This is a genomic window from Bradyrhizobium sp. Ec3.3, from assembly GCF_000472925.1.
In the GTDB taxonomy this organism is placed as follows: domain Bacteria; phylum Pseudomonadota; class Alphaproteobacteria; order Rhizobiales; family Xanthobacteraceae; genus Bradyrhizobium.
The window spans coordinates 25,910-51,852 of sequence record NZ_KI421477.1 but is presented as its reverse complement, the minus strand read 5'-3'; the positions used below and the strand labels follow the sequence as shown (position 1 = coordinate 51,852).

The 25,943-nt window shown below is 65.0% G+C and carries 25 protein-coding genes and 1 pseudogene; 9 read left to right on the top strand and 17 right to left on the bottom strand.

Annotated features, from left to right (window positions below; translation table 11 throughout):
- Nucleotides 1-14: 14 nt before the first annotated feature.
- The gene (locus tag YUU_RS54595) at nt 15-899 is read left to right on the top strand and encodes a methylenetetrahydrofolate reductase (protein WP_051390295.1); all 885 of its coding nucleotides are present in this window, start codon (nt 15-17) and stop codon (nt 897-899) included.
- Here YUU_RS54595 and YUU_RS0146215 read toward each other — a convergent pair.
- A pseudogene (locus tag YUU_RS0146215) lies at nt 887-1,842 on the bottom strand (amidohydrolase family protein). The gene YUU_RS54595 and the pseudogene YUU_RS0146215 sit on opposite strands and share 13 nt — an antisense overlap.
- 51 nt (nt 1,843-1,893) lie before the next feature.
- On the bottom strand, nt 1,894-2,451 hold the full coding sequence (locus YUU_RS0146210) for a hypothetical protein (protein ID WP_027528168.1): 558 nt from the start codon (nt 2,449-2,451) through the stop codon (nt 1,894-1,896).
- A gap of 93 nt (nt 2,452-2,544) precedes the next feature.
- On the opposite strand from YUU_RS0146210, the gene YUU_RS0146205 reads away from it, so the two are divergent.
- Nucleotides 2,545-4,143: an FAD-binding oxidoreductase gene (locus tag YUU_RS0146205; protein WP_027528167.1), complete on the top strand. Its 1,599-nt coding sequence runs from the start codon at nt 2,545-2,547 to the stop codon at nt 4,141-4,143.
- A gap of 95 nt (nt 4,144-4,238) precedes the next feature.
- On the top strand, nt 4,239-5,018 hold the full coding sequence (locus YUU_RS0146200) for a hypothetical protein (RefSeq protein ID WP_027528166.1): 780 nt from the start codon (nt 4,239-4,241) through the stop codon (nt 5,016-5,018).
- Between the two features lie 7 nt (nt 5,019-5,025).
- Here the strand turns inward: YUU_RS0146200 and YUU_RS59935 are convergent, their stop codons facing one another.
- The 7 genes from YUU_RS59935 to YUU_RS0146165 all read right to left on the bottom strand — a co-directional run bounded on the left by YUU_RS59935 (nt 5,026) and on the right by YUU_RS0146165 (nt 11,234).
- On the bottom strand, nt 5,026-5,364 hold the full coding sequence (locus YUU_RS59935) for a hypothetical protein (RefSeq protein WP_156944952.1): 339 nt from the start codon (nt 5,362-5,364) through the stop codon (nt 5,026-5,028).
- Nucleotides 5,342-6,442: a hypothetical protein gene (locus YUU_RS54590; RefSeq protein ID WP_051390294.1), complete on the bottom strand. Its 1,101-nt coding sequence runs from the start codon at nt 6,440-6,442 to the stop codon at nt 5,342-5,344. The genes YUU_RS59935 and YUU_RS54590 overlap by 23 nt, the downstream gene beginning before the upstream one ends.
- Complete coding sequence (locus YUU_RS0146185) at nt 6,435-6,854, bottom strand: hypothetical protein (RefSeq protein WP_027528164.1); 420 nt, start codon at nt 6,852-6,854, stop codon at nt 6,435-6,437. The genes YUU_RS54590 and YUU_RS0146185 overlap by 8 nt, the downstream gene beginning before the upstream one ends.
- A gap of 33 nt (nt 6,855-6,887) precedes the next feature.
- Nucleotides 6,888-7,856 (bottom strand): alpha/beta fold hydrolase, encoded by a 969-nt coding sequence (locus YUU_RS0146180; protein WP_198031984.1) that lies wholly within the window; start codon nt 7,854-7,856, stop codon nt 6,888-6,890.
- Nucleotides 7,857-8,055: 199 nt separating this feature from the next.
- On the bottom strand, nt 8,056-9,486 hold the full coding sequence (locus YUU_RS0146175) for a TolC family outer membrane protein (protein ID WP_027528162.1): 1,431 nt from the start codon (nt 9,484-9,486) through the stop codon (nt 8,056-8,058).
- 174 nt (nt 9,487-9,660) lie between these two features.
- Nucleotides 9,661-10,440, bottom strand: coding sequence for an enoyl-CoA hydratase (locus YUU_RS0146170; RefSeq protein WP_027528161.1), 780 nt, complete (start codon nt 10,438-10,440; stop codon nt 9,661-9,663).
- Between the two features lie 149 nt (nt 10,441-10,589).
- Nucleotides 10,590-11,234, bottom strand: a complete 645-nt coding sequence (locus tag YUU_RS0146165) for a hypothetical protein (RefSeq protein WP_027528160.1) — start codon at nt 11,232-11,234, stop codon at nt 10,590-10,592.
- Nucleotides 11,235-11,521: 287 nt separating this feature from the next.
- On the opposite strand from YUU_RS0146165, the gene YUU_RS0146160 reads away from it, so the two are divergent.
- Together YUU_RS0146160 and YUU_RS0146155 are read left to right on the top strand one after the other, a co-directional pair.
- The gene (locus YUU_RS0146160; protein ID WP_027528159.1) at nt 11,522-12,067 is read left to right on the top strand and encodes a sigma-70 family RNA polymerase sigma factor; all 546 of its coding nucleotides are present in this window, start codon (nt 11,522-11,524) and stop codon (nt 12,065-12,067) included.
- Between the two features lies 1 nt (nt 12,068).
- Complete coding sequence (locus YUU_RS0146155) at nt 12,069-12,707, top strand: NrsF family protein (protein ID WP_027528158.1); 639 nt, start codon at nt 12,069-12,071, stop codon at nt 12,705-12,707.
- Between the two features lie 6 nt (nt 12,708-12,713).
- On the opposite strand, the gene YUU_RS0146150 is transcribed toward YUU_RS0146155, so the two are convergent.
- Both YUU_RS0146150 and YUU_RS0146145 read right to left on the bottom strand, forming a co-directional pair.
- Nucleotides 12,714-13,814 carry a DUF2336 domain-containing protein gene (locus YUU_RS0146150; protein ID WP_027528157.1) on the bottom strand — a complete coding sequence of 367 codons (1,101 nt, stop codon included), beginning with the start codon at nt 13,812-13,814 and terminating at the stop codon, nt 12,714-12,716.
- A gap of 63 nt (nt 13,815-13,877) precedes the next feature.
- On the bottom strand, nt 13,878-15,035 hold the full coding sequence (locus YUU_RS0146145; protein ID WP_027528156.1) for a GGDEF domain-containing protein: 1,158 nt from the start codon (nt 15,033-15,035) through the stop codon (nt 13,878-13,880).
- A 473-nt stretch (nt 15,036-15,508) separates the two neighbouring features.
- Between YUU_RS0146145 and YUU_RS0146140 the strand changes: the two genes are divergently transcribed.
- The 4 genes from YUU_RS0146140 to YUU_RS0146125 all read left to right on the top strand — a co-directional run bounded on the left by YUU_RS0146140 (nt 15,509) and on the right by YUU_RS0146125 (nt 19,467).
- Nucleotides 15,509-16,078 carry a sigma-70 family RNA polymerase sigma factor gene (locus YUU_RS0146140; RefSeq protein ID WP_027528155.1) on the top strand — a complete coding sequence of 190 codons (570 nt, stop codon included), beginning with the start codon at nt 15,509-15,511 and terminating at the stop codon, nt 16,076-16,078.
- The gene (locus tag YUU_RS0146135) at nt 16,075-16,773 is read left to right on the top strand and encodes a hypothetical protein (protein ID WP_027528154.1); all 699 of its coding nucleotides are present in this window, start codon (nt 16,075-16,077) and stop codon (nt 16,771-16,773) included. Before YUU_RS0146140 ends, YUU_RS0146135 begins: the two co-directional genes overlap by 4 nt.
- A gap of 12 nt (nt 16,774-16,785) precedes the next feature.
- Nucleotides 16,786-18,486, top strand: coding sequence for a S8 family serine peptidase (locus YUU_RS0146130; RefSeq protein WP_027528153.1), 1,701 nt, complete (start codon nt 16,786-16,788; stop codon nt 18,484-18,486).
- Between the two features lie 483 nt (nt 18,487-18,969).
- On the top strand, nt 18,970-19,467 hold the full coding sequence (locus tag YUU_RS0146125) for a TIGR03809 family protein (RefSeq protein WP_156944951.1): 498 nt from the start codon (nt 18,970-18,972) through the stop codon (nt 19,465-19,467).
- 138 nt (nt 19,468-19,605) lie between these two features.
- Here the strand turns inward: YUU_RS0146125 and YUU_RS0146120 are convergent, their stop codons facing one another.
- The 6 genes from YUU_RS0146120 to YUU_RS54585 form a co-directional block, all read right to left on the bottom strand.
- Nucleotides 19,606-20,976 (bottom strand): TIGR03808 family TAT-translocated repetitive protein, encoded by a 1,371-nt coding sequence (locus tag YUU_RS0146120; RefSeq protein ID WP_027528151.1) that lies wholly within the window; start codon nt 20,974-20,976, stop codon nt 19,606-19,608.
- 216 nt (nt 20,977-21,192) lie between these two features.
- Nucleotides 21,193-21,840 (bottom strand): pyroglutamyl-peptidase I, encoded by a 648-nt coding sequence (locus tag YUU_RS0146115; RefSeq protein WP_027528150.1) that lies wholly within the window; start codon nt 21,838-21,840, stop codon nt 21,193-21,195.
- Complete coding sequence (meaB, locus tag YUU_RS0146110) at nt 21,837-22,826, bottom strand: methylmalonyl Co-A mutase-associated GTPase MeaB (RefSeq protein WP_027528149.1); 990 nt, start codon at nt 22,824-22,826, stop codon at nt 21,837-21,839. The genes YUU_RS0146115 and meaB overlap by 4 nt, the downstream gene beginning before the upstream one ends.
- Nucleotides 22,827-22,907: 81 nt before the next feature.
- Nucleotides 22,908-23,891 carry a tripartite tricarboxylate transporter substrate binding protein gene (locus tag YUU_RS0146105; RefSeq protein WP_027528148.1) on the bottom strand — a complete coding sequence of 328 codons (984 nt, stop codon included), beginning with the start codon at nt 23,889-23,891 and terminating at the stop codon, nt 22,908-22,910.
- A gap of 132 nt (nt 23,892-24,023) precedes the next feature.
- The gene (locus YUU_RS0146100) at nt 24,024-24,848 is read right to left on the bottom strand and encodes an RsiV family protein (protein ID WP_051390299.1); all 825 of its coding nucleotides are present in this window, start codon (nt 24,846-24,848) and stop codon (nt 24,024-24,026) included.
- 162 nt (nt 24,849-25,010) lie between these two features.
- Nucleotides 25,011-25,943 (bottom strand): methylmalonyl-CoA mutase family protein (locus tag YUU_RS54585; RefSeq protein ID WP_035665304.1); only part of this gene is annotated, 933 nt, incomplete at its 5' end.

Below are 25,943 nucleotides of genomic sequence, written 5' to 3'. Positions count from 1 at the left end.
GATCGGAGCGCGCGATGACGATGACGCTCGAACAGTCTCTCTCCGGCGATCTCGCTGCACTTCTGCCGAAGGCGTCGGTGGAAATCTCCTCGCGCGGGCATCAGCTCGACGAGCTGCACGAGCATTTTTCGCCCGACATCGATGTCAGCATCACCTTCCTGCCGGGCGACCACTACCAGCACAATGTCGAGACTGCCGCCGCGCTGCGCCGCGCCGGCTTCAACCCCGTCCCGCACATCGCGGCGCGCGAGATCACCTCGCGCGAAGCGCTGGACGATTTCTTCCGCCGGCTACGCGGCGAGGCCGACGTCCACCGCATCCTCCTGATTGCCGGCGACCTCGCCATCGCCAAAGGGCCGTTCAAGTCGAGCCGCGATGTCGCCGCAAGCGGCCTGATCGAGGCGCACGGCTTCTCGCGCGTCAGCGTCGCCGGCCATCCTGAGGGACATCCCTATCTCGATACGGCGCAGACGATGAAGTCGCTCGCCGCATCGCGCGACTGGGGCAGGGAGCGGCAAGTTGCCGTCGACATCGTCACGCAGTTCTGCTTCGAGGTCGCGCCGATCCTTAACTGGCTCGGCGAGCTTCGCATCGCAGCCATCGATCTTCCCGTGGTGATCGGCTTCGCGGGTCCTGCGAGTCCGGCCACGCTGATGAAATTCGCACTCCGCTGCGGCGTCGGCAATTCGATCCGCGCCGTGCGCAATAAGATCGGCCGCTATGGCCGGCTGCTCACCGAGACGGGGCCAGACGAGGTGGTGCGCGGGCTCGAGGCCGCACCGAAGTCCGCGACCTCGCAGATCATCGGCTTCCATTTGTTCCCGTTCGGTGGTCTCCGCAAATCCGCGCGCTGGCTGAACGAGCACGCCAGCGTGCCAGGCGCCCTTCAAAATCGGTAAAGCCGCGCTGGATTGTCGACCAGAATCTTCTTGCGGATGTCTGCATCCGGCGCCCACACCGGGAGCTGGTTGAGCAGGCGGCCGTCGTCGATCTGGTAGAGCGGGGCGATGTCCGTGGCCTTTCGTCCTTCGACGTGGCTGGAATCCGGATGTGGCCAGTCCGTACCCCAGACGATGCGGTCGGGGTTCGCCGCGATCAGCGCGCGGGCGAACGGCACCATGTCCTGGTAGTCGGGCGCGAGCTTTGACGAGCGATAGGCGCCCGAGATCTTCACATAGGCCTTGCCCGATTTTACGAGCTCGAGGAGGTCGGAAAATCCGGGCTGGTCCATCCCTAGCGATGCCACCAGGCCGCCGAAATGATCGAACACCGCCGGCACCGGCGCGGCCGTCACGAGGTCCTTGATCGCGGAGATCATCGGCAGCGTGGTGTAGAGCTGCACATGCCAGCCGCGCGACTTCATGCGTTCTACGGCTGCCGTGAAGCGTGCGCGCCCGACATTGGGATCGCTGATGCCGCCGGTTGCCAGATTAATGCGGATGCCGCGGAAGCCGTCCTCTCCCATCGCATCGAGCTGGGCCTCCGTCGTCTTGTCGTCGATCACGGCCACCCCGCGTGCGGTCGCGCCGCGGGCCTTCATGCCGAACAGGGTGGACGAATTGTCGGTTCCGTAGACGCTCGGCGTCACGATCACCACGCGCTCGATATGCAGCGCCTTGTGCAGCGCCACCATCTCCTCTGGTGACGCCGGCTCCGGCGTATAGACGCGGCCGGCGAAGGAGGGGAATTTCTCGGGATCGCCGTGGATGTGGGTGTGGCAGTCGCAGGCATGGGCCGGGACGTCGAAATTGACTGATGTCGACGGCTGCGACGCCCGGGCATGGGCTTTGCTGGTCATTCGGCAGCCAGGGAGGCGAGCAGAACGCTGCGTCGGGTGAGCATGGTTGTCTCCTTGCTTCGTTGTTCCGAGAACGTATCGGCGACGATATCACATCAGCCCGGCAGTCGCCGCACGTCGCTGCATAGCTGTTCGACAAGTTCTGCAAGGGGCCTCGCGCCGTCGACGCGCACGACCGGGCAGGGCAAGCCTGCGAGCCACGCCTCATGCTTTGCGAGATTGCGGCCTTCGCGGTCGCCGGCCTCGTAGTGCGAGGCCCATTCGATGAAGGCTTCGGTTTCCTCATGGCGCCAGCCATCGGGCGCGACTGCGGCTGCACCGAAATGCGTGGCCTCGCGGGCGCGCAGCCGTGTCAGCCGCACCTCGCGCGGCGTGACCACGAAGACGACGAGATCGAAATGCGCGACGAACTCGTCGCCCCAGCCGGTGACCGATCCGCTCAGCACCCAATCGAGGCGTGGCAGGAACATCTCGCGCATCAGACGCAGGCGCTCAGGGATGGGGCGAAGGGTCTGGTAGGGCGGCGCGGTCGGCAGCCAGAAATAATCGTCGCTGTCGTGATGCGGCAGTGCAAGCCGGTCCGCAAGCGCCCGGCCGAGCGTCGTCACGCCGGAGCCCGACGCTCCCGTCAGATGAATGCGGCAGCTTTTCATGATCGCTTCCCGAGAATGACTTGAACCCAACGGCTGGCGGTTTGACTAATGATCCGCGCTCCCGGATCATCTCCCTCCCACCGGAATCACTTTATGCAAAAATCTTTTGGCAAGTTCAAAGCAGGCGTCTCGGCCGCTGCCGTCCTCGTCGCGCTGTTTGGTGTTTATGGCTTCCGCAAGCTTCAGGCGCTGGCGGCCGATCCGACCGGTCCGAAGGACTGCCGTGCTGCGGATGACATCGGCGAGCAGGGCAAGGTCGAGCTGGAGAAGGTGAGGGCGATCGCGCCGCTTCAAGGCGTGAAGTGGTCCCAGCTCGGCGGCAGCATCAATGATGCGAGCTGCCTCAACCGCACCGAGATTTTTGGCGTGGTCGAGGTGCATAGCGTCGATGATATCGCCAAGACGCTGGCATTCGCCCGCGCCAACAAGCTCCCGGTGACGACGGCTGGCGTGCGCCATTCGATGGGCGGCCAGGCGTTCCGCAAGGGCGGCATCGTGCTGGACATGCGCGGCTTCAACCGCATCACGCTCAACGAGGCGGCGCACAGCGTCACCGTGCAGCCGGGCGCGACCTGGCACGACATTCAGATCGCGCTGCATCCGCGCTTTGCTGTGCGCGCGATGCAATCGACCGACATCTTCAGCGTCGGCGGCTCGATCTCGGTCAATGCCCACGGCATGGACCACCAGGCCGGCGCGCTGGCCCGCTCGATCAAGGCGATGAAGGTGATGCTGGCCGACGGCTCGATCAAAAACGCCTCGCCGACGGAGAACCAGGAGCTGTTTAACCTCGTGGTCGGCGGCTACGGCCTGTTCGGCGTCATTGTCGAGGCCGAGCTCGATATCGCCGACAATGCGGTCTACCAGACCGGACGGCGCGTGCTGGACTACAAGGCGTTTCCGGCGCTGTTCGCAGGCGAGATCGAGAAGGACACCAACATCGGCCTGATGTACGGCCATCTCTCGACCGCGCCGAGCAGCTTTCTGCAAGAGATGCTGCTCTACACCTACACCAAGGTCGACGGCAGCGATTTCGCGATCGAGGAGCTCGGGGAGGTCAGCAGCACGAAGCTCCGGCGGCTCACCATCAACCTGTCCAAGCAGGGGCCATTCTTCCAGGAGCTGAAGTGGCTGTCCGAGAAGCAAATCGAGCACCGGATGGAGACCTGCACGGTCACCCGCGCCAAAGCGATCGCCTCGGGCGAAGCCTGCCTCGTCAGCCGCAACAATCCCATGCACGACTCCGTGCCGTACTTGCGCAACGCCTTGCAGGACGAGACTGACATTCTCCACGAATACTTCATCCCGCGCAAAAACTTCGTCGCGTTCGTCGACGGCATGCGCAAGATCATGCTCGACAACAAGACCAACCTGCTGAACGCGTCGGTCCGCGTCGTGCACAAGGAGGAGAATTTCCTCACATACTCTCCGGAGCCGGCGTTCTCGCTGGTGCTCTACATCAACCAGCCGACGGATGATGAGGGCAACCTCCGCATGAAGAAGGTGACGGAAGAGCTGATCGATCTCACCATCGCCAATCAGGGACGCTTCTTCCTGCCGTACCAGCTCTATTATTCGCGCGATCAGCTCAAGAAGTCCTATCCGCAAATCGACGACTTCTTCGCGGCCAAGCGCAAGTACGACCCGGCCGGTCTCTTCACCAACACGATGTATCAGAAATACGCCTCCTAAGCCGCCGCCACCGCCTCGGCGGATTGTGAGCGCCCCTTATTTGCGAGCACAGCGCATGACCAGATTTGATACTGCTCTTTTGGGCCGTGCCGGCAATGGCGCTGGACGCAGAGGACGCGCGAATATCTGACGATATCGCGCTGACGAAGGCCACCATTTCGTTGCTGGCAGGGAAGGATCTTGCGGCGTTCCGAGAGCGCCTCGATCCACGTATCGGTCAAGCCCCCGACGACAAGCTGCGTCAGATGTCAGACCTGATCGGCGCGAGCGAACCGACCTCGATCGAGACGATCTCGGCGACCGGAACCCACTTCGTTCAAAGCGGCGACGGCAACAGCAACAGCCGGATCATCTTGGAATACACGTTGACCGGCAAATGGGTGATCGTGGACGCAACGATCAAGACGCAAGGCACCTCAAAGCGGTTCACTGGCCTCTTCATCACCTCCAATACCTTGCCCCTGAGGGAGCTGAACGCGTTTCATTTCTTCGGCAAGGGGCCGGTGCAGTACCTGTTTCTTGCTGGTTGGATATCCGTGATCGGACTCACCGCCTGGGCGATCGCCATCGCCTTCAGGCGGCATACCGGCTGGCGCAGGTGGGCGCTCATCGTCGCGATGCCGTTGGGGCTCACGCCGACTCTCGCGGTGAATTGGAACACGGCGTACATCTGGGTGATGGAGGCCGCCAGCAACTCGGCTGGCGAGGTCATTCCAATATTTGCTGTTCGCTATCCGATGGCCCTGTTCAGCCAAAACGAGCTTCGCGTTCCATACCTTTACGTGTCGGCCCCACTCATCGCCTTCGCCTACTTGATCTGGCGCTGGGTGCAGAGGCGACGGCCGCTGGCATTGCCTGCGAACGAGGCAAGTTGACGACGCGTCAGCTTCGCTTGGGCACGAGCCCGTTGCAGCCGCCGGCCTGCTCGGCATCGAGCACCAGCAGGGCGCCGGCGGCGTAGAGCCGGCCGACGAAGTCGGCGGCGTTGGAGCGGGCGATGGTGACGTAGGCGTACGAGGCCAATACGCGACCGTCGGCCTTCGCGATTGCCGCGATCGCCTGCGCCTGTGGCCCGATCACGGCCAGCGAGCGGCCGGGCGCGGAGCCGAAAGTCAGGGCAACGACAAGCGCAAGCCAGCCCGCGACGACGAGCGAGACCGCAAACGCGACCCTGCGGAGCGGCCGGGGTGTCGTCCGGCTAGTAGTCGTAGAAGTGCTCAAGGCTCGCACCCTTGGTCGTCAGCTCGCGCTTGATCTCGACGAGCCGGTCGATCCTAGCCTTAAGGCCGGCCCTTCGGAAGCCGGGTTTGGCGTCCAGATCCAGTGAAAACAGTTCCGTAGTGTCGGGAATATCGAGAGCCGTTCCTTTCGGCGCGATCACGGTGATGAGGATATCGTGATTGCCGGCGATCTCCGCCAGGCGGTGGCCGCCATCGAGCAGCTTGTTCAAAATCTCGCTCAGCGCCTTGTAGCGCGGCGCCTGCACGAGCTGCCAATCCGGTGGCAGCGTCCGGACCGGGGTGATGCGTGGCTCGGCGCCAAGCACGTCCTGCGGGAGCGTCGCGACCACGAACATGATGTCGCGTGGCTCGTCGTCATCGCTGGCATCGAGCGCCTTCTGAATCGCGGCGGCGTAGCCGATCTTGACGAAATACTCGGTGCCGAGCGCAAAATTGCGCTCCCACGTGCGCAAATCACTCGGCGTCGGTGCCGAGATCGCCGTTAGCCCGTTCAGCGTGTCGCGGAACGGATATTTGTACCAGGGAATGGTGTAGAGGAAGGCCGCATAGTCCTGCAGCACCGCGCGGGCATATTCATCCTGCGGCGTGAGCTTCTCGCCCCTGATCCATTCGAACGCGCGCCCGATCGTGTTCTCGTAAAATCCCTTGATCGCGTATTCGGCGGAGTAGCTGATGCCGATGACGTAGATCATCATCTTCACGTCGAAGCGCGACTCGGCGCTCGCCGGGACCGCGCGGTTGATGGTGCAGAAGCTCTGCCAGAAGCCGAGGATGTGACGCAAATAGCCGAAATGGCTTTCGCTCGATTGGTCGAGGAAACGGCCAAAATCCTCGAAGGAATAGACGATGTACCATTCGGGGAAGGTGAAATAGGTGTTGTCGAGCGGCCGGCGATAGCCCTTCTCGCCGATCGGCGGCAGCGGGTCTGCGGCCGTCACCGCAGATGCAATGTCGGATGTGGGCTGGCAGGTCCCCTCGATATAGGCGAGTGGCCCCAGGATCGCGACGACGATCAGGACGACTAGCGTGAGGACGATGCGACGCAAGCGCTTAAGCATGGGCCGGGCGTGTGCGCGGTGCGAGGAGATAGCCGATCAGGATGGCAAGCCCGCCGAGCCCGAGATGCGGCGCATTGGCGAAGATGCGGGTCGACAGCGGCAGGTTCAGCACGCCGTTGATGAGGATGCCGAAATCGAGATAGCCGCTGCCGGTGAGGAGGCCGAGCACGCCATCGGCGAAATAGAAGACGCCGAAGAGCTGGAAGAACAGCTCGGATGCGCGTCGCGAGGTCAGCGCCGAGGCAAGGGCCCACAGCGCGGAGACGAGATGCAGGCCGTCGGCGTACCAAGTGCGGCGAAACAGGCCGAAGATCATGTCGTTCTGGTCGATGAAGGCGGGGATGTAACCGGTCAGGATCACGAAACCAAGCAGTGCGGCATAGCCAAGGGCGCACAATCTGATGATGTCCATGAGTCCTCCGGTGAGTTCGAATCTTGATCGAGTTTAGAGTGTCCCGAGCGCCTTGAGCAGGGCGTCATTGAACTGGCCGGGATTTTCGATCTGCGGAATGTGACCGAGTCCGGGCAGCAGAGTGAGGTGCGCCTGGGGCAGCAGACCATTCAAGTCGCGCGCCTGGGCGAGCGGCGTCACGGTGTCCATCTCGCCCCAGAGGATTGCGACGGGCTGCTTGAGCCGCGCGTAGGCGCCGCGGTCGGCGCTGATCGCGCCGCGATCTGTACCTGCGAAATAATAGACCCAGTCGGCAATATCCGATGTCGAGTTCTGGCGTGTCAGTGGCCGCTGCAGGACCTCGACATATTCAGGCAAGGCGCGATCCTTTTTCGCGATCAGCGATTGCAGCAGCATCTTCGTGGCAAGTGGATTAGTGACCGTCAGTGACACCAGCATTTCACGCAGCCATTTCGGACGCAGCGCTGCCGGTGGATCGGACGGTTCGGCCGTCAGCCCCAGCGCGGCGTCCACCAAGACCAGCGCGCGGGCGCGCGCCGGGAAGCGCAGCACAAGCTCAATCGCGGCACCGGCACCGAAGGAATGGCCGACGATGATCGCGGGTGCTGCATTGAGCTTCTCGAGCACGTCGCTGACGCGCTCGGCCTGATCCTGTCGCGTGTAGCCGCCCGGCCGATCCGAGAAGCCGAACGGCGGCAGGTCGAGCGCGATCACGTGATAACCGCCGGCGGCGAGCGCTTCGCTCGTCGCCCGCCACAACTCGCTCCAGGCCGCCGTGCCGTGAAACAGCACGACCGGAATTCCGGCCGGCGGGCCTTTCTCCTGAATGAACACGTCACCCGAGCGCGTCGTCACCCAATGCCCGCTCGACGGCGCGTGATCGGCACGGCCTTTTGTCTCGCGAGCGGAAGCCGCGAGCCGGAATGCGATGACCGCTGCGACGACCAGCAGCACGAGGGCGCCGCACAGCTTGGCCGCACCTCGAGGAATTCCAGTGATCAAAAGGCCTCGCGGGATGAGTCGGTTGATCTTGGACCGCTACTCTAGCGCGAGTTGATTTGGCGTTGAAGCGAACCGCGGTCGTGGGCCCCGCTCACGATGGAGTGGTGCTGCTGATTTGCCCGACGCGTCAAATCCTGGCCGGCGAAGCCATTCTACTTTGCATGGGGTTGTTTTCGATGTTTTGAGGAGCCTACCCGATTCACTGCCCCGACGGCGTGCGCAGGCCGTGCCAGGCGTCGCGCACCTGGTGATAGTGCACTTCGGGCAGATAGTCGGGCGTGTTGAGGCTCAAGGTCTTGACGTCGAGGTGGCCGACCGCGCTGAGCAGCGTGTAGGAGGCGATGACGCGGTCGCGCAGCGCGCCGATCAGGCGGGCCTTGGCCTGGATCAGGTCGGCCTGCGAGTTCAGCACGTCAACGGTGGTGCGCTGTCCGCCGGCGGCTTCGCGCTGCACGCCCTGCAGGGCGACGGTCGCCGCCTTCACCTCGGACTCCGAGGCTGAGACCGCGATCTTGGCGCCTTCGTTCGCCACCCAGGCGCTGGTCGCGGCGGTGCGCGCCTGGTTGCGCACCTGGTCGAGCACGAGGCGGCTTTGCGCCGACACCTCCTTGGCCTGCCGGGTTTGCGAGGCGGCCGTGCCGCCGTCATAGATCGGCGCGGTGACGTTGGCGACGATGGAGGCCTGGTCGGTGCCGAGGGTACTGAGCGTCGGGTCGGCGTCGCGGCTGCGGCTGGCGCTGCCCTGCACATTGGCGCTCGGTAGCAGTGCGCCTTCGGCGACGCGGATATTGGTGGAGGCGACGTCGACGTCGAAGCCTGCCGCCATCACCGCCGGGTGCTCGCGGATCGCCATGGCGAGCGCGTCCTCGCGGCTCTTCGGCAGATAGCGGTCGACGACCTCGGCGGGCCGAAGCTGCGACGGTGGGTTGCCGATCACCTGGGCGTAGGTCGCCTGGCTGACGGCAAGCGCGACTTCGGCGGCGTTGAGATCGGAAAGCCCGCGGTTGAGGCGCGCCTCGGCCTGCGCCGTATCGGTCGGCGTGACGTCGCCGGCGTTCAGCCGGCGCTGGGTGACGGCGAGTGTCTCGCGCAGGAACGCGACGTTGGAGCGCTGCGCCTCGACCAGCGACTGGTTGGCGAGCACGTTGGTGTAGGCGGTCACGGCATCGAGCAGCACGCCCTGGCCGACATTGCGCAAGGCCTCACGGCCCGACTGCACCTGGAGCTCGGCGACGCGCACGCTGTTGGCGGTACGGAAGCCATTGAACAGGGTCTGCGTCACGGTGACGCCGATGGTCCAGGGCTTCAGCGTCGCGGTCTGGATGGTGTTGTCTGGAAGCAGGTTGCGCACCGATTGCAGGCCGGCGCTCAGGCTAGCCACGATCTGCGGCCGGTAGCCGGCAAGCGCCTGCGGCACGTTCTCGTCGGTGGCGCGCTGGCGCGCCCGCTCGGCATTGAGCTGCGGATTGGTCTGATAGGCTTTTGCCAGCGCTTCCGGCAGCGCTTCGGCCAGCGCAGCGGCCGGGAGGGCGCAGGAAACCGTTAGCGCGGTCCATGTGACAAGGACATGACCCACGCCCGATCGGCGCCGCGTCCTTACGCGGCCAGTTCTGGCGGCACGCCCCTTCATCTGATCCCGTAACAACCCCGGCTATCCGCCCCCGCCGACGGCGGCCCTCTTACCTGTTTAACCAGCGCCGGTCCCGCAGGCAAACTGCCGCGGGTGAATGTCCCATGAAATCCGCGCTTGTTGCAGCTACGTCACAGGATTTTGCGGGAAGGGATGGGGAGCCTTACACCAACCTTACCGATTCTTGTTCAGCGGCTTGCGCTTCTCGATGAACGCGGCCATGCCCTCCGAGCGGTCCTCCAGCGCGAAGGTGGCGTGGAAGAGGTTGCGCTCAACCTGCATGCCCTCGGCGAGCGTGGTCTCGAAGGCGCGGTTCACCGCTTCCTTGGCCATCGCGGCCGCCGGCTGCGACATCGCGGCGATCTTCTCGGCAGCCGCGATCACCTCGTCCATCAGCTTGTCGGCAGGGACCACACGGCTGACGAGGCCGCTTCGCTCGGCTTCCGCCGCATCCATCATGCGGCCGGTGAGGCAGAGGTCCATCGCCTTGGACTTGCCGATCGCGCGCGTCAGGCGCTGCGTGCCGCCGATCCCGGGAATGGTGCCAAGCGTGATCTCGGGCTGGCCGAATTTCGCGGTGTCGGCGGCGATGATAATGTCGCACATCATCGCGAGCTCGCAGCCGCCGCCGAGCGCGTAGCCCGCGACCGCGGCGATCGTCGGCTTGCGACAGCGCGCCACGCGGTCGCCGCCGATGGCGGCAAAATCTTCCGAGAACATGTCGATGAAGCCTTTCGGCTGCATCTCCTTGATGTCGGCACCCGCGGCGAATGCCTTCTCGCTGCCGGTGACGACGATGCAGCCGATCGCGTCATCGGCCTCGAGATCGTCGACGGCGGCGGCGATCTCGCGGAAGACGCCGAAGGACAGTGCGTTGAGCATCTTCGGGCGGTTCAGCTTGATGATGCCGACCGCGCCTTGGCTTTCGACGATGATGTGCTCGAACGTGCTCATGCTCCACCCACGCGTTTTTCGATTTCAGCGGGCAATGTGCCCGTTGGCGGGGTGGGCTTCAAGAGGGCGAAAACGCCTGACGGGACGCGCGAGCCGCGCGTCCCGGAACCGGCTCAGGCCAAGAATCAAGCGAAGAATCAGGCCAAGAATCAAGCCATGAACATGCGCGCGGCCGAGGCCAGCGTCAGGAGCGCGCCGAAGCCGATGAAGATCTTGCCGATCAGCGAGCTCTGGTCCCAGGCCGAGTTTTCGCTGCTCGCGGCAGCCATCACCGGAGCCGGGCGCGGCTGTGCATCGGTCGCCGCGACGGCCTTTTGCGCAGGCGGGTTATCCTGCTGCTGGGTGGCATCATCCGGCTGATCTGACGCGGCCACCTGGCTGTCCGGCGCTGCAGCCGCCTGGTCTGCCGCGGCCTGCAAATTGTCATTGGCCCGCGACGTCATGGCGGTGGCCGCAGCGGCGGTCGGCGTATCGGCGGAGGCGAGCTGCGCATTGGCGTTGGCGACTGCGGGCGGCATGGCGCTGGAGGCCGGCGCGATGCTCTCGGCGGCCGCGGCGTCCTTATTATCGCTCTTGCCTGCCTTGTCGTCGGAGGATTTCTCCGCCGTCTTGCTGGTGTGGTGACGAGCGTGGTGACGCCGAGGCTTGGTTTCTTTGACGGTCTCGCTCGAATTGCTCGCGCTGTCCGACTTGGTGTCGCTCGCGGCGGTCGGTGCAGCCTGTGCGGTGTCCCCGACTGCGACGAAGAGTCCGGCGGCGAGAATCAACGCTACGCGCCCGCTGGCTTTGATCATTGTGATGATCTCCCCAATTGGCCCATCCCGGGGCGAACAGAGACCCCTGGGCGTGACCACAGCTGGGCAAAAAAAGGGAATCTTCGGGCTGGACCGGGCAAAACCGGGGCAATTGGTGGCCCGCAAAGCGCCCGATGGATGCCAGCCGGAGGGATCGGTGTTATGAGCCTCCCCGACTTGCGGGCCGGGCCGGATTCTACACCCTCAGCTTGATCACGAAGTCGTGATCTGGGCGGTGCGGGCGTAACAAATTGAAAGAGCGGCCGAATTGCTAGGTGGGAGCGCGCGTGCGCGGACGTGAGGACGAATGGACCGGCCTGATGCGGTCGGCCATGGCAGGGGATGATGCGGCGTATCATCGCCTGCTGAAGGCGGTCACGCCGGTGCTGCGGGCTGCCGCCCGGCGCGGACTCGCGCGGGCCGGCCAGCCTCCCGATCAAGCCGAGGATATCGTGCAGGACATTTTGCTGGCGGTGCATTTGAAGCGGCATACCTGGGATAGCGAAGCGCCTCTCGCCCCTTGGCTGTTCGCGATCGCCCGCAACAAGCTGATCGACGCGCTAAGGCGACGGGGCAGGCGGATCTTCGTCAATATCGACGATTTCGCCGAGACGTTGCCGGGCGAGGCTCCGCCGGAGACGGCCTCCGCAGGCGAGGTCGCGGCGCAGCTTGCGACACTGCCGCAGCGCCAGCGTGACGTGTTGCAGTCGATTGCGGTCGACAGCGCCTCGATCAGGGACACCGCGTCAAAGTTGTCGATGAGCGAAGGCGCGGTGCGCGTCGCGCTGCATCGGGGGCTGGCCGCGCTTACCGCCAAACTGCGGGACAGATGAGATGGATACCGATCAACTCATTCGCACGCTCGCGGCCGACAACGCTCATCGTGCGCCGAAGGTCGGTGCCGTGCTGGCGCTGTCGCTGCTGGTGGCCGCGCCGCTCTCGATCCTGATCTTCGCCACCTTCCTCGGCGTGCGGCCGGACGTGATGAGCGCGATGCACAATCCGTTCTTCGATATGAAGTTCGCGGTCACCCTGTCGCTCGCGATCCCCGCGATCGCGATCAGTCTGCATCTGTCGCGGCCCGAGGCCTTGATGCGCGGCTGGGGCTGGCTGCTGCTGCTCCCCGTGGCCTTGCTTGCGGTGGCGATCGGCGGCGAGATGATGATGGCGCCTGCGATGCCGATGACGATGCGGCTCGTCGGCAAGAATTCAAGGGTGTGTCTGTCGGCGATCCCTGCGATGTCGCTACCGCTGCTGGCGGGCGCGCTGTTCGGCCTGCGTCACGGCGCGCCGTCGCGGCCCGCGCTTGCCGGCGCGCTCGCCGGCCTTTTGTCGGCGGGGCTGGCGGCGACGCTCTACGCCTCGCACTGCACCGATGATTCGCCGCTGTTCGTGGCGACCTGGTACACGCTCGCCGCCGCGTTCGTGACCGCGATCGGCGCGTTCATCGGATCAAAAGTGCTGAAGTACTAGCACCGGCTACGCCGGTGCCGTGCTCTGCTGCATGCGGTGGAAGCGCAGCACCTGCTGCGCCGTCGAGGTGCGCAGCGCTTCGTAGGTGTCTCGCGCGCTCAAAAGGTCGGTCAAATCGCGGCCGGACAGCTTGTCGCGCATGGCGATGATCGCGCGCACGCTCGACCACGAGAGCCCGGCGACCTTGGCGAGGATCATCACGCCCTCGGTGCGGGTTTCGATCATCATGTTTTCGGCGATCGCAACCGGAACGCCCGCGAGCGCCGCGAGCCCGGCATTGGCCTCGTCGAATTTGCCCTGTTCGGCAAAGGCCGTGACCTGGTGCTCGTTGAGACGGCCGTCATCGAACAGCGATCTCACCAGCGCGCGCGCCATTTCGGTCTGCCGCGTCATGGTCGCCGCGCGAACGCGTTGCGCCGCCTCGTGGACCGCGCTGAGCACCGCGTCGGACTGGCCGGGATTGGCGGCTTCGAGCTTCCTGCGCACGCTCAAGGACGCCTTCGCGATCAGTTTCAGATAATGATGGCGCGGCAGGTCCGGGCGCAGGCCCACGCAAGTTGCGAGGTCGTCGTCGCGTTCGGCGCGTCCGACCAGGTCGCTAAGGCTCTTTTCCGTGAATTGCGCGCCGGGATTCTTGACCGTCGACTGCACCACCTCGTTATCGCCGCGCGCCACCAGCACGTCGGTGAGCGCATCGGACAGCACGCGGCGCATCGAGATGGCCTCGAGATGCGCCTGGCTCTTGCTGCGCGCGATCTCAATCAGGGTCGCTTCGTCGAGCCGTTCCGACTTCGACAGCACAGGGCCGGCGACGTCGATGACGTCGTCGAGCGCGAGCGTGCGGATGGTCACGGCCGGCGCCGTGTCGATCGGTGCCAGGCGCTCGGCGAGCAGCACCTTGGCCGAGGTCTCGATATGTTCGATCAGGCACTGGAAGACGTCGTCGAACACGGCGACCTGGTCGTCCGAATAGTCCACCGCGCCGGTGATGAAGAGATCGGTGACGCGGCGCAGCGTCTCGACCCGGCGCGCAACCGTGCCGTGGGACAGCGTCGCCTGCAATTCGTCGAGCAGGTTTTCGGAAACTTTGGCGGCTTTCGATCTCATGGCCCTGTCCTGGAGCGTTCGGTCCGGGGGCTCTTTCTGCGCCACCGGGCAAAAATGGATTGGTCAGCTGGTCGCAATGCGGTTGCGTCCTTGCGCCTTGGCGGAATAGAGCGCGCTGTCGGCGCGCGCGAGAAATGAGTCGGCATTATCATTGTCGCGCAGCGCTGCGACGCCTGCGGAAATCGTCACATGCATGCCGGGCGCGAATGCGCTCCAGTCGAGCTCGGCCACGATCATGCGCAGGCGGTCGAGCATGCGCATGGCGGCCTCGCCCGACGTGTCCGGCATCAGCAGCAGGAACTCCTCGCCGCCGTAGCGGCCGAAACGGTCGTTGGGGCGGATATTGGCGAAGATGGTGATGGCGAAGGTGCGCAGCACCTCGTCGCCGGTCGGATGGCCGTGGACGTCGTTGATGCGCTTGAACCAGTCGAGATCGATGAGTGCAGCCGAGCAGGGCGCTTTTGCCTCGCGCACGCCGGCGATCTCTTCATCGAGCGCGCGCATGATCGAGCGGCGGTTGAGCGAGCCGGTGAGCTCGTCGAGCTCGGCGAGCTCCTCGATGCGCTGATAGGCGGCCTTCAGCTCGATGCTGCGCCGGTACAGGATCTTGCGTAGCGTGCTGCCGAACAGGCCGAGGAAGGCGCACTGGCCGATCACCAGGACAAAGCACAGCATCGATGCGAGGCGCTCGAGCCGGCTCGTCACCGGCATGCCGATCGGCAGGTCGGAGATCAGGAAGACGAAGCCGAGCCCTATGGTCGCGAGCGCCCAGGTCAGCATCGCCTGCTGCGAGGTCATGCGCAGCGTGCCGAAGGCGAAGATCAGGAACAGCACGCTGATGAAGGCGACCCCGATCGTCGGAACCGCCAGCAGGAAGACGAGCTGGAGCGCCATATGCGCCGAGATCTGGAAGACGGTCAGGTAGTGGTCCCGGTAGCGCTCGCCGACGCCGGCCTCCGACAGCACCGCGAAGCTGCCGATGATCATCAGCCCGCCGAACCAGAACAGCGACGGCACGATCATCGAGATCGCCCCGCCATAGGCGTAGATCAACAGGACGGATGTGCCGAGCGAATAGCTCGCGGCCTGGCCGACATACATCTGGCGCCGCTGCCGCATGCGGCGCGCGACGACCTCTGGCGTGGCCTGGTCGGGAAACAGGACGAGATCCGCGACCTCTGCGGCATTCCGCTCCGGGATGGATGTCGCGGCCGTGCTCATGAACCTGCCATTGGTGAATGTCAGTCCAAAAATCTACGTGGCAAGCCTTTAGGTTTGGTATCCTTGCGGTGCGAATCCGGGCCGGCCGCCCGGGTAAGTGCCTTGATCCGACACGGAAATTAGCGAGCGATTAGGGATTGTCGGCGATAGGCCAGGGAATTGGCCAGGCAATGGGCCACGGATAAGGTCAACGGTAAGGTCCAGAGATACAGTCAATTGGCCGGCGAATACGCTGCACAAGGCTGCGTTATGGATCGAGGCTTGGTAAGATCGGGCCGCGCCCGTGTGCGCTCCGCAGGGAAAAGTTATAGTATTATGTTACCATTTTTAGCGAGCCCCCAGGGGCTGCAAGAATACGCGCGTATGTGGGGTACATCACACATGTCCCCGTGCAACCGCGGTAGGTTGAAGATTCTTGCATCACCCGTCGAACCGCCTGCCGTTTCGACCCGACCAACTTTGCGAGACGGCCTTTGAGCGTGACACAGGCGGCTTCGGACGAAGTCCTTATCGCCCGGATCGCCCAAGGCGACCGGCTCGCTATGCAGGTGCTGTACGGGCGGCACCATGTCAGGGTCTATCGCTTCGGGCTTAGGCTCGTGCGCGATGAGCAGGTCGCTGAGGACCTGATCAGTGAGGTGTTTCTCGACGTCTGGCGTCAGGCCGGAAAGTTCGAGGGCCGATCCGCTGTTTCCACCTGGCTGCTGGCAATCACCCGATTCAAGGCCCTGTCTGCGCTTCGGCGCAGGAAGGATCTTGAGTTGGACGAAGAGGCCGCCAACGCGATCGAGGATACGTCCGACGATCCGGAAACGGCGGTGCAGAAGAAGGATACCAGTGAAGCGTTGCGAGAGTGTTTGACGGCACTGTCGCCGGACCATCGGGAAATCGTCGATCTCGTCTACTACCACGAGAAGTCCGTGGAAGAGGTGGCCGAAATCGTCGGGATACCGGAGAACACCGTGAAGACGCGCTTGTTCTATGCGCGAAAGAAACTGGCCGAGCTGCTCAAGGCAGCCGGTGTTGAGCGAGGCTGGCCATGATGGCATTGAGCAAGAAGATGCTGGAGCAAGAGCCCAGTGAAATTGAGATGCTGCTGCCATGGCATGCTGCCGGCACGCTGAACCCGCGCGACGCGCGCCGGGTCGAGGACGCCCTCGCCGGCGATCCTGAATTGGCGAGGCAGTACGCCGCGATCCGCGCCGAATACGAAGAGACCATCCATCTCAACGAGAGCCTGGGTGCTCCGTCGGCCGGCGCGATGCAGAAACTGTTCGCCGCGATCGATGCGGAGCCCGCACGCGGGCCCGGAGGGCTGTCGCTCTCGACACGCATCTCGACGTTTTTCGCGAGCCTGTCGCCACGCACGCTCGCCTGGTCGGCGAGCCTCGGCGCGATCGCGCTGCTGCTCCAGGCCGGTATCATCGGGGCCGTGCTGGTGAAGAACCAGAGCTCGACCTTCCAGACCGCCTCGCTCTCCACGAACGCGCCGATCACGCGCGAACTCGGTGCCTCGCCTGGGGCGTCGGCGCATGCGCTGGTGCGGTTCACGCCGGACGCGCGGGTCGCCGACATCACCACGCTGCTCGACAGCTACCAGGCATCGATCGTCGACGGCGCCAAGGGCGGCATGTTCCGCCTCCAGTTCAACAAGGCGATGAACAACGACGAGCTTGCCTCGCTGCTCGGCAGGATGCAGCGCGAGAAGATCGTCAACCTCGCCGTGGCGGCCCCCTAAGCGCCGAGAGTCATGAAGCGTAAGTCCGAAAGCGTGTCGAGAGCGGGCGTCTTCGCTTCGTCGATGGGCACAGTTCTCTTGCTTGGCGCTTTCGGCGGCGAAGTCGCGCACGCGCAGGCGATCATGCGCACGCCGACAATCAGCATTCCCTCGCGCGTTCCGACCATCAGCCCGACGGTGACGGGGCGCGGCGGTCCCGTCGTCACCGGGCGGGCGATAACCAGCGTCGATCGCGGACCCAGGGTGGTGCCCCGGCTGACGGCGCGCATGGCCCACACGGCGGTGCTGCCTTACGTGCGCTATTCGCCCAATCTCTATCCGGCCTGTAGCGCGCCTAATCGCGACGCCGACGGAGAATGCCTGGATCAGCCGAGTGCGGCCGGCGGCGGTTCGGGCAAATCGGGCAAGAAGGGCGCCGGCAATTCCGGCCGCAACACGGCGCAGGCGGCGACCACGTCGCGCAGTATCGCCAATGAGTTCGTGGCGGAACTCGACAGCAACCTTTCGACGGCCGATGCCGACGCGCTTGCGCGCAGCCACGGCCTGACCCGCATTGCGTCGGAGAGCTTTCCGCTGATCGGCGCCACCATCGGGCTGTTCCGCATCACCGACGGCCGGCCCTACGACACCGTGCGCCGCGAATTCGCTGCTGCGAACGGCGTGCGCTCGCTGCAGCCGAATTTCCGTTACATGCTTCAGGACCAGAAGGCGGGCGTGCCCGCGGAAGGCGACCCCGCGCAATATGCGCTGGCAAAGCTCCGCCTGCCGGAGGCGCATATGCTGGTCCATGGCGCGAACGTCACGGTCGCGGTGATCGATTCCGGGATCGACACCAGCCATCCCGAGCTTGCCAACTCGATCGCGGACAATTTCGATGCGCTCGGCAGCAAGGAAGGGCCGCACGTCCACGGCACCGGTATCGCTGGTGCGATCGTGTCGCATGCGCGTCTGATGGGGAGCGCGCCCGAGGCGCGCATCATCGCGATCCGCGCCTTCGGCGGCACCACGGGGGGCGCCGAAAGCTCATCCTACGTGATCTTGAGATCGCTGAACTACGCCGCCGAGCACGGCGCGCAGATCGTCAATATGAGCTTTGCAGGTCCGAAGGACGCGGTGATCGAGCGCGCCATCGCGGCGACCGCCGCGCGCGGGCTGGTGCTGATTGCGGCGGCCGGCAATGCCGGCGCGAAATCGCCGCCGCTTTATCCCGCGGCCAATCCCAACGTGATCGCGGTCAGCGCGACCGATGCGCAGGACAAGCTGTTCTCCGCCTCCAATCGCGGCAGCCACATCGCGCTCGCCGCGCCCGGCGTCGACATCTTCCTGCCGGCGCCGGATGGCAAATACCAGATGACATCGGGAACCTCGTTCTCGGCGGCGTATGTCTCCGGCGTCGCGGCGCTGCTGCTGGAGCGCAACTACGCTTTGAAGCCGGAAGCGCTGCGCCTGACTCTTGTAAAGACCGCCCGCGACCTGGGAACGCCGGGCCGCGACGATCTGTTCGGCGACGGCGAGGCTGATGCTTACGCCGCGGTCATGGCGGTTGCGGTCGATGGTGCGACGCCGGTTGCGGCGGTGCCGGGGACAACAAAACGTGAAGATGCGTCGGAACGTCGCGAAGAGCCTGGAACACGCGCGCTGGCGCAACCCTCGTTGTCCAGCGCCGGCGATAAATCCACGCTTTCTCAATCGGATAGACCTGCCGCACGATAGTTGTCCGCAAACATGCGCGGACTGCGAAGGTTAAAAAATCACGCGGCGGGTTTTGAACGTTCGGCTCTGTGCCACGACCAAATGATGTGGGAGCGGTCATCCCTCCCCATCAGTCATATCAGGCGCGAGCGCCCATCCACCCCAAGCGCCCATATGGCTTGACCCGTCCGGTTGTCCCCCCGGACGGGTCTTTTCTTTTTGGCTCTCGATCTTCCGAAGCGCTCCGCCTTTCAGCTCCGGGTTGAGTCAGCGCACATGATCGTTTGCGAATCGCCCGGCGCATTGCGCTGCAAGTCCGCCATGCTTGTGCGGGGCTTGACCACAAAAGCCCACGAAATCTCCGCACGACTACGGAATTTCGCGCCGAAATTTGTGTCGTCGCTGGACAAGTCAAAACTTTTCCACAAAATAATCACGTCACGTCTAAATTGATTCGTCTACGTTGCGTCCCGCGTCCGTTGTTCTCTCCTGACGGGCTCATTCATGACACATCGCCAAGGCGTGGCTCGCGGCCGCGACATCGCGGAGCGCTGGTGCGCACTCGCCGAGCAACGGCTGGAACATCTCACTGAAATGTTCGAGACCGGACGCTGGCGCCGCTATCACTCCGAAGTCGCCTTTCTCGAAAACATCCAGGAAGCCAAGCGTGCCGTGCAGACGTGGCGGGCGCTCGCCGACGGCGCTGACGTGCCCGCGATGAGCCCCGTCGGGACGTTCGCATTGGGCTGGTCGCCGGCGGTCCTGTCACGCGAAACGGTGCGGCGCGAGCACGCCCAGACCGTACAGCCGAAGGCCGTGCACATCGTGCCGGAGACGGTCGTGCCGGTCGGCCTCGCCGGCATGCCCGAACGGCTTGCCGGGATCACCGAAGCCCCGATCGCCCCCGAGCCGGTGCCCGCAATCCCCGAACACGTGGTCGAATTCACCTTCAGCCTCGACGGCATCGAAGCGAAATATCCGCTGCTGCGGAATGCGTTTTAGGTCCGCATCCTCCGTCATTGCGAGCGCAGCGAAGCAATCCAGATTGTCTGCGCGGAACGATTCTGGATTGCTTCGCTGTGCTCGCAATGACGGTGTGGCGTCAGCACGCGCGGCGGAGCCACTTTAGCGTCGTCGCACTTACCGCCGCACCGCATTCCCACCCACTACCACCTGCGCAAACCGTTGCGCACTGTCAGCCGACAAATCCGTTGTCACGGTGCGCGCATGGTCGAGCCCCACGACCGCGCCGAGCGGAGTTTCGGAGATCATGTTGTTGTTGACGAGCGCAGTGCCGGCGCCTGGCACGACGGACACGCCGACGCCGGCGAGGGCCTTGCGGATCACGTTGCCCGAGATCGCGACGTCGCGCAGATACTTGCCCCAGCCCGCGACGATGCCGTAGGACGGCGCGTTCTCGATCACGTTGCCGGTGACGGAGGTGTCCGCCTCGATGTAGATGCCGATGCCGGCATCGTCGTCGGGTGCGGTGCCGATGGGGCGCTTCGGGATCAGATTGCGGATGATGTTGCCCTGGACCACCGCGATGCGGCCGCCTTCGTTGAAATTGCAGACGGAGACGCCGACGGCGGCGCCATCCACCGTGTTATTGGCGATCACCGCGGCCTCGAACGAGAACTCCGAGTAGAGCGCGACCTCGCGCACGTCGCTGATGCTGTTGCCTGATATCTGGATGTTGGAGGCTGAGTTGCCGCGCACCGCCGAGTAATCGCAATTTTTGATGCGGTTGCCGCGCACGATGACGTTGCCAGCGCGGAAGGCGTTGATGGCGTTGCCGTATTGTCCGGACCCGCCGGGGCCGGCCATGATGTCCTCGATGCGGTTGTCGGCGACCAGCGTGCCGTCGTCGCCAATGGCGGTGCGCAGGATCTCGATGCCGTTGTCGTTGGTGCCGAGAATCGTGTTGCGCGAGACGATGAGTCCCTTGGCATCGAACGAGACCACAGCCGTCACGGCGATGTTGGTGAAGACATTGCCCGAAATGTCGCCGGCGATCTGCTCGAGCCAGATGCCGCTGCCGCCGGAGCCGGTGATCTCGCAATCGAGAATGCGGACGTCGCGTCCGCCGAGACAGTGGATGAGGCCGCGCCGTGTCGGCAGCGCAATGCCGCCGCCGTCGAAGGTGATGCCGGCAAGGCCGATCGAGCCGGCGCCTTCGCTGAGGAGGATCGAAGGACCACCGGTGAAGACCAATTTCGTGGCACCGCGCACGCCAACGAGTTGCGAGCCGTTTTGCAGCCGCAGCATACCGGTGCGGTAGATGCCGGGTGGCAGCGCCAGCGGCACCTGCGCGCGCGCCGCGTCGTCGATGGCGCGCTGGAGCGCGCGTGTCTGGTCCTCGCTGCTGCCGGGCCGCACGCCATACTGTGTGGCGTCGCGCCCGAGCACGGACGTCAGAGGGGCTGCGCGCGCGGCATCGACGGGCATGGCCAGCGCACCGGCAACGCCGGCGGTGGAAGCTCCGATGAGATGACGGCGACTGAGGTCCATAACGCGTCCTCCAGCGGACGCGGGACGCATCCGCGAGCGTTAGGTAGCGCAGAAATGGGGCAGGGCGGTTGTAGGCGGCAGAATTGTTCGGGGTAGGGTTAAATGTTTACGCAAACACGGTGCCGTAGGAGCCGAAGGCGTAACCCACCATAGTCTCAACGCGAGTACGGAGCCCGCGGAAGCCAGGGTGGTGGGTTACGCTGTGCTAACCCCACCCTACGCAGCTGCATCCCGGCGCGCCAACTTCACCATTTCCATCAGCATAGCTTCGCCGGCATCGACCAGTTCCTCCAGCGTGATGCGCGGCGCTCCCTTGCGCCGTGCTGCGCCAGTGCGTGCCAGCAGCGGGATGTGGATGAATGCCGCAAGCTTCGGCCCGCCGGCGTTCACGCTCTCGATCGCGCGCCAGCTCAGATAGTTGCAGAGATAGGCGCCGGCATCGCGCGAGGCCCGCGCATCGATCCCGGTCAGTCGCGCGGCCCGCAAGAGCTTTGCGGTGTGCGCGCCGAACATCATCGCGTCCGCGTTTGCCCTGATCGCGCCTTTGCGGGAACGGGTATTGGCGGCATCGGGCCAGAGCATGGTGACGGCGTTACGCGCGCGGGTCTCGATGCGCAGGTACGAGGTGCGCGCGGCGAGGCCGAACATCAGAAGCGCATCGGGCCTCGCCTTCGCGAGGACCTCCGGCAATTGCCGGTCGACCGCGGCATAGGTCACCGGGAAGATGTGGGTCGCAAGCTCGACGCCGTCGAACGCCGGACGGCGCAGCCGCGCCAGCCGCCCGACCAGCGGCTGCGTCGGGTTATAGGGTGCGCCGGGGAATGGACCGAAGCCGGTGAGGAGGACGCGAAGCTTGCCGCTCATTGCAGGAGCTCCATGATGTGCTCGGCGGCGAGCGACGGCGTGACACGGCCGTCGGCCACCTCGGCCTCGATCTTCTTCACCCTGGTGCGGACGGAGGCCTCGGTGCGCAGCCGGGACAGCATGCGCTGCTCCAGCATCGACCACATCCATTTCACCTGCTGCTCGCGCCGGCGCTGGGCGAAATCGCCCGACGCGCTCATCGCCTTGCGATGATCGAGGATTTTTTGCCAGAGTTTTGCGATGCCGTTGCCGGTCAGCGCCGAATAGGTCTCGACCGGCGGATGCCAATGCTCGGAGCGGGGGCTGAGGATGTGCAGCGCGCCGCGATAGTCCGCGGCAGTCATGTTGGCGCGCTTGAGGTTGTCGCCGTCGGCCTTGTTGATCGCGATCATATCGGCGAGCTCGACCAGGCCCTTCTTGATGCCCTGCAATTCGTCGCCGCCGCCCGGCAGCATCAGCGCGAGGAAGAAATCGGTCATGTCGCAGACCGCAGTCTCGGACTGCCCGATGCCGACGGTCTCGACCAGCACGACGTCGGATCCGGCCGCCTCGCAGAGCAGCATTGCCTCGCGCGTCTTGGCGGCGACGCCGCCAAGCGTGCCGGATGACGGCGACGGGCGGATATAGGCGTGCTCGGACGCGGATAGCTGCGCCATCCGGGTCTTGTCGCCGAGGATCGAGCCGCCACTGCGCGCCGAGGACGGATCGACCGCGAGCACCGCGACCTTGTGGCCTTGCGCGATGAGATAGGTGCCCAGCGCATCGATGGTGGTGGACTTGCCGACGCCCGGCGAGCCGGTGATGCCGACGCGAACCGCCTTACCGGTGTCCGGCAGCAGCAGTTGCACCAGCTCGCGCGCGGCCGCTTGATGGTCGCCGCGCCGACTCTCCACGAGCGTGATGGCGCGGGCGAGCGCCGCGCGGCTGCCGGAACGGACGTCCCGGGCGAGGGCTTTGACGTCGAGCGAAGCCTTCTTCTGAGTCATGCCCTGCTTTACAACGGCCGGGCGGGACAGGCGAGGGCCGGGGCCGGGATCAACGCGGCCGGCTTTACCCTGCTCGACACGTTAGCCCTTGGCGAGGCCGGCGGCTTTCATCGCTGCGCCCATCTGGACATCGCTCTTGTCCATGAAGTCGGCGAACTGGCCGGCATCGCGCCACGCCATGCCGAAGCCGCGATTGGCAATGAAGGTCCTGAACTCCGCGGAGTCGAAGATCCTCTTCGCCGTCGTCGTGAGCCTGGCCACGATCTCCGGAGGCAGGCCCTTCGGTCCGCCGATGCCCCGCCAGCCGCCGGTCGAATAGTCGACCCCCATCGCTTCCTTCAGGGTCGGCACGTCGGGGAAAACAGGGTTGCGCGCCTGCGCCATGATGGCGAGGCTGCGCGCTTTCCCGGCATCGATCGTGGCACGGGCCTCGGGCACCGAGCAGGTGGCGAGATCGATGTTGCCAGCCGCAAGATCCTGCATCGCGGGTGCGGCACCGTTCGACGGCACCCAGGCGACCTGGTTGGCCGGCAGTCCCATCGCCTGCATCCAGCCGATCAGTGCGAGATGCCAGATGCCGCCCTGACCGGTACCTGACGCAATGAACTTGCCGGGCGGTGCGTCCTTGATGGCCACGGCCAATTCCTTGGCCGTTCTGTAAGGCGAGGAAGAGGAAACCTGGATGCCCGGCGCGTCCTCGTTCATCATGGCGAGCGGCGTGAAGCTCCGCGGCGTCAGGTCGGTGAGCCCCTGCCAGTGCATCATGGTGAGCTCCACGGTCAGCATGCCGATCGTGTAGCCGTCGGGAGCGGCGGTTGCGATCGCGGTGTGGCCGACGACGCCCGAGCCGCCGACCCGATTGACCACGTTGAAGGGCTGGCCGAGCTCCTTCTCCAGCATCGTCGCGAGAACGCGCGCGGTTGCATCCGTGCCGCCGCCCGCACCCCACGGCACGATCAATGTCACCGGCCGCGCCGGATAGGCCTCAGCGCGTGCCGGCTTGAGTCCAAGAGCGGCGGCAGCGACGGACGATGCCGCGAAGGCGCGGCGCGTGATGGCAGACATGAGCACCTTCCAGAGGCGCCTGTAACGTCGGACGCCCTGTCTATGGCGACACTTTTGGCAGCTTTGCACCAGCGCGGCAAGCCGGCCGGACCAGTTGCGCTGTGAGCAACGCCTCGTTCATGCCGCGACGAATCACTGCCCGTCGTCTTCGTCGCCCTTTGGTCGCATGCCACCAAAAATCCGCGCGCCTTCCGGTGTCAAATAGGGTTTCAGCGTCTCCCACGAGGCGAAGGCGACATATTCGCCTTCGGCGTAGGGGCCGACAGCATAGGGCGGATAGTGGAAGGTGAGACCGGAACTCTTGCCGGCCTCGGTCGAAGGCGCGAGCGTCACGGCGCCGATCTTGAGCAGGCTCGGCTCGACGCCCTTGAACCACTCGTTGGTGGCCGTCTCGCCCGCATCGCGCTTCTTCTTCTCGATTCGCAGCGAGGCGATCACGGCCTTCTGCAGTGCCTTCATCGTCGCGCCGTTGTCGGCGGTCTCGGTGAAGAACGGCCGGATTGATATACGCTTGGCCTGCGCCTTGTCCCACAGGATGGTGTCGACGCCCGAATTCGGATGCGCGCCGTGGGTATCCATGTAGTCGGCGCGGATCAGGCTGACATAGCGGTCGGCAACCACCGAGCGGATTGTGTATTTGCGCTCGAAATCCCAGCCGCCGTTTTGGAAGAATTGCGGATCCTGCTTGCGCGAGGCGGCGGCATCGGCCGCATTCTTCTCGAGCCACTTCTTGCCCTCGGCGAGGCAATCGGCAGCGAGCGCAGGATCGGCCTTGATCTGGTCGTCGAGCAGCACGCGGGCTTCGATGGTCCTGTTCTTGATGATCGCATCGGGCTTGGGATCAGCCGCATGGGACGGCGAGGCGATGACGAGCGTCGCGAGGGCTGAGAGGAACGCGATCCGCAGGAGCAGCCCTGCGCGCGTGGTTGCACGATGATATGTCACATCAGTACCCATGAGTTCATGTTCGTTTTGGACGCCGCCGGCATGACCGCGCCATGACATAGGCGCCACAAGATGAACCGACGCAGAACGCGCCGGGCGGACACCCGCTCGTGAAGGTTGGTCGCCGCAAGGTGCGTTCCGGTTCTCTGCCGGAAAGCCCTTGGCCTCGTTGAGCTACTCCGCAGCGGCGCTATGCCCGAGCCGGGCGTTGAGCTTGTGGATCAGCTCCTCGGCGGCATCAGCGATCACGGTGCCGGGCGGGAAGATCGCTTCAGCGCCTGCTGCATAGAGTGCGTCGTAGTCCTGCGGCGGGACCACGCCGCCGACGATGATCATGATGTCCTCGCGGCCGTGCTTCTTCAGCGCCGCCTTCAATTCCGGCACCGCGGTGAGGTGGGCCGCGGCGAGCGAGGAGACGCCGAGGATGTGCACGTCGTTCTCGACCGCCTGGCGCGCGGCTTCATCGGCGGTCGCAAACAGCGGCCCGATGTCGACGTCGAAGCCGATATCGGCAAAGGCCGACGCGATCACCTTCTGGCCGCGGTCGTGGCCATCCTGGCCGATCTTGGCGACGAGAATGCGCGGACGGCGGCCTTCCGCCTCCTCGAANGCGTCGATCAGCGCCTGCACCTTTTCAACCTGGCTGCCCATGGCGGACGCCTCCCGCTTGTAGACGCCGGTGATGGACTTGATCTCGGCGCGGTGGCGGCCGAACACCTTTTCCATCGCGTCGGAAATTTCGCCGACCGTTGCTTTCGCGCGCGCCGCGTCGATCGCGAGCGCGAGCAGATTGCCGTTGCCTTCGCCCGCCGAGCGCGTCAACGCGGCGAGCGCGGCTTCGACGTCCCTCTGGTTGCGCTCGGATTTGAGCCGGGTCAGCTTGTCGATCTGCAGGCGCCGGACATTGGTGTTGTCCACTTTCAGGATCTCGATCGGCGCTTCGTCCGACGGCNTGTACTTGTTGACGCCGATCACCGNCTGCTTGCCCGCATCGATCCGGGCCTGCGTCTTGGCAGAGGCCTCCTCGATGCGCAGTTTCGGCACGCCGGCTTCGATGGCCTTGGCCATGCCGCCGAGCTCCTCGACCTCCTGGATATGGCCCCAGGC

What these genes read in the sequence shown, in the direction of transcription:
- YUU_RS0146125 (WP_156944951.1), top strand. Translation starts at nt 18,970, where the DNA reads ATGACACATCGCCAAGGCGTGGCTCGCGGCCGCGACATCGCGGAGCGC.
- YUU_RS0146205 (WP_027528167.1), top strand. Translation starts at nt 2,545, where the DNA reads ATGCAAAAATCTTTTGGCAAGTTCAAAGCAGGCGTCTCGGCCGCTGCC.
- YUU_RS54595 (WP_051390295.1), top strand. Translation starts at nt 15, where the DNA reads ATGACGATGACGCTCGAACAGTCTCTCTCCGGCGATCTCGCTGCACTT.
- YUU_RS0146175 (WP_027528162.1), bottom strand. Translation starts at nt 9,486, where the DNA reads ATGAAGGGGCGTGCCGCCAGAACTGGCCGCGTAAGGACGCGGCGCCGA.
- YUU_RS0146210 (WP_027528168.1), bottom strand. Translation starts at nt 2,451, where the DNA reads ATGAAAAGCTGCCGCATTCATCTGACGGGAGCGTCGGGCTCCGGCGTG.
- YUU_RS0146155 (WP_027528158.1), top strand. Translation starts at nt 12,069, where the DNA reads ATGGATACCGATCAACTCATTCGCACGCTCGCGGCCGACAACGCTCAT.
- YUU_RS0146165 (WP_027528160.1), bottom strand. Translation starts at nt 11,234, where the DNA reads ATGATCAAAGCCAGCGGGCGCGTAGCGTTGATTCTCGCCGCCGGACTC.
- YUU_RS0146105 (WP_027528148.1), bottom strand. Translation starts at nt 23,891, where the DNA reads ATGTCTGCCATCACGCGCCGCGCCTTCGCGGCATCGTCCGTCGCTGCC.
- meaB (WP_027528149.1), bottom strand. Translation starts at nt 22,826, where the DNA reads ATGACTCAGAAGAAGGCTTCGCTCGACGTCAAAGCCCTCGCCCGGGAC.
- YUU_RS0146145 (WP_027528156.1), bottom strand. Translation starts at nt 15,035, where the DNA reads ATGAGCACGGCCGCGACATCCATCCCGGAGCGGAATGCCGCAGAGGTC.
- YUU_RS0146200 (WP_027528166.1), top strand. Translation starts at nt 4,239, where the DNA reads ATGGCGCTGGACGCAGAGGACGCGCGAATATCTGACGATATCGCGCTG.
- YUU_RS0146170 (WP_027528161.1), bottom strand. Translation starts at nt 10,440, where the DNA reads ATGAGCACGTTCGAGCACATCATCGTCGAAAGCCAAGGCGCGGTCGGC.
- YUU_RS0146120 (WP_027528151.1), bottom strand. Translation starts at nt 20,976, where the DNA reads ATGGACCTCAGTCGCCGTCATCTCATCGGAGCTTCCACCGCCGGCGTT.
- YUU_RS0146100 (WP_051390299.1), bottom strand. Translation starts at nt 24,848, where the DNA reads ATGGGTACTGATGTGACATATCATCGTGCAACCACGCGCGCAGGGCTG.
- YUU_RS0146150 (WP_027528157.1), bottom strand. Translation starts at nt 13,814, where the DNA reads ATGAGATCGAAAGCCGCCAAAGTTTCCGAAAACCTGCTCGACGAATTG.
- YUU_RS54590 (WP_051390294.1), bottom strand. Translation starts at nt 6,442, where the DNA reads ATGCTTAAGCGCTTGCGTCGCATCGTCCTCACGCTAGTCGTCCTGATC.
- YUU_RS0146135 (WP_027528154.1), top strand. Translation starts at nt 16,075, where the DNA reads ATGATGGCATTGAGCAAGAAGATGCTGGAGCAAGAGCCCAGTGAAATT.
- YUU_RS0146185 (WP_027528164.1), bottom strand. Translation starts at nt 6,854, where the DNA reads ATGGACATCATCAGATTGTGCGCCCTTGGCTATGCCGCACTGCTTGGT.
- YUU_RS0146130 (WP_027528153.1), top strand. Translation starts at nt 16,786, where the DNA reads ATGAAGCGTAAGTCCGAAAGCGTGTCGAGAGCGGGCGTCTTCGCTTCG.
- YUU_RS0146115 (WP_027528150.1), bottom strand. Translation starts at nt 21,840, where the DNA reads ATGAGCGGCAAGCTTCGCGTCCTCCTCACCGGCTTCGGTCCATTCCCC.